This is a genomic window from Streptomyces canus 299MFChir4.1, assembly GCF_000383615.1.
In the GTDB taxonomy this organism is placed as follows: Bacteria; Actinomycetota; Actinomycetes; order Streptomycetales; family Streptomycetaceae; genus Streptomyces; species Streptomyces canus_C.
Genome location: NZ_KB911662.1, coordinates 6,534 through 11,766, shown reverse-complemented (window position 1 = coordinate 11,766; position 5,233 = coordinate 6,534). Strand labels below are relative to the sequence as shown.

The following is a 5,233-nucleotide window of genomic DNA, read 5'->3' as shown; positions in this document are numbered from 1 at the left end:
AGCGTGGTGGAGGCCGCCGCGGCCCACGACTACGACGTGCTGCTGTCACCCAGCGGTGTCGACAGCGACCGTTCCTTCCAGCGGCTGCTGGGGGAGCGGAGGGTCGACGGGGCGATCCTGATGGAGATCCGGCTGGAGGACGACCGGGCCGAACACCTGGCCGCGCTCGGCTTCCCCTCCGTGGCCATCGGCCGCACCGCCCACCCGGAGGACGGCTGGTACGTCGCCCTGGACCACACCTCGCTGGCGGCGGCCTGCGTCCATCACCTCGCCGACCTCGGCCATCGCCGAATCGCCTTCGTCAACCGGCCCGAACAACTCCTGAGGACCGGCTACGAGTCCGCCCACCGCGGCCTGGACGGCTTCACCAAGGCCGCGGCCGAACGCGGGCTGACGGTCCGCACGTACTGCTGCGGGGACGACGCCGCCGCGGGCCAGGCCTGCCTGGAACAGATCCTGCACGACGACCCGGCCACCACCGCCCTGGTCACCCTGAACGAGGCCGCACTGGGCGGCCTGTACCGGGGGCTCGCCCACGCGGGCCGCCATGTGCCGCGCGACTTCTCCGTCACCGGAGTCGTCGCCAACCGCTGGGCGGAGACGGTGACCCCGCAGCTCACCGCCGCCGACGTACCGGCGGCCGAGATGGGCCGGCTCGCCGTCGACCTGCTCGTGGAGCGGCTGGACCACTCCGACGCGCCGCCCCGGCAGCACCTCCTGACCCCGCCGATCTCGCTGCGGGCCAGCACCGGCCCCGCCGCCGGTACACCCTCCGCCGACGCCTGACCCTCCTCACCACCCGATCTCTTCTCCTCTTCCTCGGCTCACACCCCGATTCCTCGGCTCACACCCCGAGCTCCCGATCCCGCACCGTCACCGTTCGGCGTGCCCGCTTCCCTCTGTCACCCCTCCCGCGGCACACATGTGCCCGAAACCAAGGACCCGCCATGTGTTCCCGAGCCCCTCAGCCGGACCGAACGTGCCGAGACCTACAGGAGATTGGCACGGTGGACGGACTTCTGGCCGGCCTCCCGGCGCACAACACCGGGCGCTGCCCTGCCCCACTACCAGCACGGCCACGACAGCGGCTGGGACACGCCACCACCTTCGACCCCGAGCGGGTGGTCGGCACCGCCGACCTGGCCGCCTTCCTCACACCCCAGCTCCACGAACTCGCCCGCCTCGCACCCGAATTGGACCTGCCCGACGAGGCCCGGCGCTGGACCCGTACCACCGACGCGACCCAGGCCGCGATGCCCGACGAGCTGTGGACGGGACAGCGGTTGGTGGCCCGCGGCATCGACAGCACCGCGACCTGGGACAGCGCCGGCCTGCCGGACCTGATGCCGATGGCACTGGGCGAGCACCTGCCCGAGCACCTGCCCGAGCACATCGGCAAGGCCCTGGCCGCCCGGATCGGGACCCACCTGACCCCCGTACGGACTGGCCACCAAACTGACCGCCCCCCACATGCCCGACGGCTACCGGCGCTGCCCCATGTGGGCCCCCGCCAACGGCCTCATCGAAGACGGCTTTCGCCCTGCCGGGCACGAGCGCCTGGACGACGAGATCGGAGCCCGGTTCCGGGCCCTGTGCGAACCCCATGGCTTCGCCAAGAACTTCGACGCCCACACCGAAACGGACCTGCGCGACCACGCCCGGACCTGGACCGCGAGCAGCTACCTCCTCCTCGCCGAGGCGCACGCACACGCACACCGAGCCAGTCGCTGACCGGCCGTCATCCTCCCCGCTCACTCAGGAGCCGCAGCATGAGACCTCGCTGGACACTTCGCCGACCCATAACCCGCACCGGACGCCGAGCGACCTCGTCCGTGGCCGTCCTCCTGGCCGCCCTGGCCACCACCCTGGTGCCCGCCGGCCCCTCGCAGGCCGCGGACACCAGCGTCGCCGTCGACTTCTCCGCCGCCGGGGGCGCCCCCACCTACCGCGCCTCGGGCATGATCTACGGGCTGACTGTCGACGGGTCGCAGCCGCCGGACCACTTCTTCAAAGACATCAAGTGGCACTTCGAGCGGGCCGGCGGCGCGCAGCTCAACGGTGGCGGCTACGCCACCAGCCTCGCCGAATACCGGACCCGCTGGAACGCCACCCTCGCCCAGTACAAGCGCACCAAGGCGCTCGGCGGAACCTTCATCATCCTGCCGCACGACCTGTGGGGCGCCGACGGCACCACCAGCACGGGCTTTCCCGGCGACAACGGCAACTGGACGCAGTTCGACAACTTCGTCAACCAGCTCATCTCCGACGTCAAGGCCAACAACATGACGGTGGAGTGGGACCTGTGGAACGAGCCGGACCTCAGCGGCTTCTGGGGCCGGTCCCAGAGCCAGTACCTGCAGATGTGGTCCCGCTTCCATGCCGCCGTGCGGGCCAACCTCCCCGGGCAGCTCATCGTCGGCCCCAGCATCGCCAACCCGCCCAGCTCCTCCAACACCTGGTGGACCACCTTCCTGAACCACGTCAAGGCCAACAACGTCGCCCCCGACATCTACAGCTGGCATGCCATCCCGCACGACCCCGTCACGGCCGTCAGCAACGCCAACTCGACCCTCGCCGCCGCGGGCCTGACCAACACCCGCCCGTACCAGATCAACGAGTACGCCGGGCGCGAGCAGCAGAACCCCGGTGGCGGCGGCTGGTTCATCAGCCGTCTGGAGCGGGCCGGTGCCGACGGCCTGCGCTCCAACTGGGGTGGGGGCCCCAGCCTGCACGACTACGCGGCCGCCCTGCTCACCAAGAACAGCTCCGGCCAGTACCTGCCGCTCGGTGAGTGGTTCCTCTACCGGTACTACGGCTTACAGACCGGGAACATCGTGAACCTCACGCCCGGTGCGAACACCGACGGGCTGGCGACCAAGGACAACACGGCGCGCAACGCGAAGATCCTGCTGGGCACCAACGGCAACGCCGGCAACGTCACCGTCAACCTCAACCGCCTCGACACGACCTCGGTGGTGGAGAACAGCCGGGTGCGCGCGATCGTCCAGCGCATACCGAACAACGGCGGCGGCGCGGTAACGGGTCCGGTGACGGTCTCCGACCAGACCCTGACCGTCAGCGGCAACTCGGCCTCGGTGAGCGTGCCGTGGACGGACGCCGCCGACGGCTACACCGTCACGCTGCTGCCACCGTCCAACACGACAGTCTCCACGGTCGCGGTGGTACAGCACAGCGGTCAGTGCCTGGACGACACCAACCTCAGCACCGCCGACGGCACGCAGTACCAGCAGTACCACTGCGAGGGCGGCTACCAGCAGATGCTCGACTTCAAGCCGGTCGCCGGCCGGGCGAACACCTACACCATCGTGAACGAGCACAGCGGTAAGTGCCTGGACGTCTCGGGAGCCTCCACGGCCGACGATGCCGCCGTCATCCAGTGGACCTGCAGCGGCAGCACGAACCAGATGTTCACCCTCAGGCCCGTCAGCGCGCTCGGCAACAGCAAGGACTACCAGCTGGCCGCGGTGCACAGCGGCACGTGCGTGGACGTCAGCGGGATCTCGACCACTCCCGGCGCGGTGATCCACCAATGGACCTGCGACCCGGCAAGCGACCTGACCTGGAAGAAGAACCAGATCTGGCGCCTCCAGGGCATGGGCTGACCTGACCCCGGGCGGCCTCTGGCTCGGTCCTGTGGCCGCCCGGACCGGGGGGCACCGAACGGGCCTGGGCAACCGCGCCGGCAGCCAGCTGGTCTGGCAACGCATCGAGAGTGATCTTGTCCAGGGCCCACAGGCTGCTGGACCGGCGGGCCCATTGCCAGAGCGGATCACCCATAGAGGTGTGGAGAGGGGGCACAGGAATGCCGTGAGCGTCGAAAGGTCGGTGTCGAGGCAACGCAGACCACCGGTGCCACAGATAGTGGGTGCTGCCGGTGGCCGCCGCGAGGTCGGCGAGGCGCTCGGAGCGAAACCTTGGCGGTCGGGATCTCACTGCACTCCGGATCCTGCCTCGCCCGCGCCTCACGTGCCCCAGCCGGGCCCGCTCGACGCGCTCCGCGCGGCATCCACCTCCGCCTGAGCCGGACCCTGGAAGGCTCGGTGCCGGTCAGGGTGGGGCGCTTGCCAAAAGAGAGGAACCCCAGCCGACGCACGGCTGGGGTTCCTCGACGTGGTGAGTGTCGATCAGGCGGGTCAGCGCCGCAGGGTGAGGAGGCCGGGCCGGTACGGCAGGTTGTCGTAGGAGGTGTTCGGCGGTGTGTTGGGGGACTTGCCCTGGTAGAGGAGCTGCAGGTTGCAGGGGTCGATGGTCATGGTCTGGTCGGGGTTGTCGCGGACCAGGTCACCGTGGCTGGTGTCGTTGGTCCAGGTGGCGCCGCTGTTGGCCTTGCCCGCGAAGGGGTTGGACTCGGTGGCGGCCTGCGGGGTCCACGAACCGTTCAGGCTGGTGGCGGTGAAGGAGCGGAAGTAGCGCTGCTCGCTCGAACCCCGCGCCTCGACGATCATGAGGTACTGGTTCCGGTTCTTGACCTTGTAGACCTGCGGCGCCTCGAACAGGTTCTTCACCGTATCGCTCATGACCGTCGTGTACGAGGAGCCGAAGTTGCCCGGGAAGTTCCCGATCGGCATGGCCGACTTGTAGATCTTGCCGTTGTCACCGGCGAAGAACAGGTACATGTTCTGGCCGTCGGCGATCAGGGTCTGGTCGATCGGGCCGGTGGAGGATTCGGTGCGGGGAATGCTGCCGGTGAACAGCGGCTGCGGCGCGGACCAGCCGTCGGGGCTGGTGGGGTCGCTGGAGGTGCGGTAGCTGAAGGGCCACGGACCCCACTGGTACGCCAGCACCCAGATCTTCTTGGGCGCGAAGTAGAACAGGGTGGGCGCCACCGCCTTCTGGCTCATGCCGGTCTGGCGGGCCGACGCCATGTCCGACCAGTTCGTGAAGGGGCTGAACATCATCGAACCGTAGGCCGATCCCGAGTAGTTCGTCCCGTAGACCAGGTGCCTGCCGTTGTACGTCACGTTGGTGAAGTCCTTCAGCGAGGCCCACCCATTCGCCGGCTGTGCCAGGGCGTCCGTCGAGGTCCACCGGTACGTCGACGGAAGAGCACACGCGTTGCTCGTCGGCGCCGTGGTCGGCTTGAAGTTCCAGTGCTGGTGGGCGCCGCCGTTGGAGTCCCAGACCTGGGCGGGAGTGCCATTGGCGGTCCGACCGCCGGGGATCTCCAGCGCCCGGCCGCCGGCGACGTTGGTGAGCGTGTAGGAGCCGTCGC

General features: G+C 69.4%; 3 protein-coding genes and 1 pseudogene. 3 read left to right on the top strand and 1 reads right to left on the bottom strand.

From position 1 onward, the window contains the following. The 3 genes and pseudogenes from H293_RS0147850 to H293_RS0147835 all read left to right on the top strand — a co-directional run. The coding region (locus H293_RS0147850) for a LacI family DNA-binding transcriptional regulator (RefSeq protein ID WP_028808856.1) at positions 1-786 on the top strand (786 nt) is incomplete at its 5' end. Positions 787-951: 165 nt separating this feature from the next. Further along, positions 952-1,731 (top strand): annotated as a pseudogene (locus tag H293_RS56785) (MGH1-like glycoside hydrolase domain-containing protein); the annotation flags it as partial. Between the two features lie 101 nt (positions 1,732-1,832). Beyond that, complete coding sequence (locus tag H293_RS0147835) at positions 1,833-3,623, top strand: RICIN domain-containing protein (protein ID WP_020124845.1); 1,791 nt, start codon at positions 1,833-1,835, stop codon at positions 3,621-3,623. Between the two features lie 531 nt (positions 3,624-4,154). Here H293_RS0147835 and H293_RS52290 read toward each other — a convergent pair. Beyond that, positions 4,155-5,233 (bottom strand): non-reducing end alpha-L-arabinofuranosidase family hydrolase (locus tag H293_RS52290; RefSeq protein ID WP_020124844.1); only part of this gene is annotated, 1,079 nt, incomplete at its 5' end.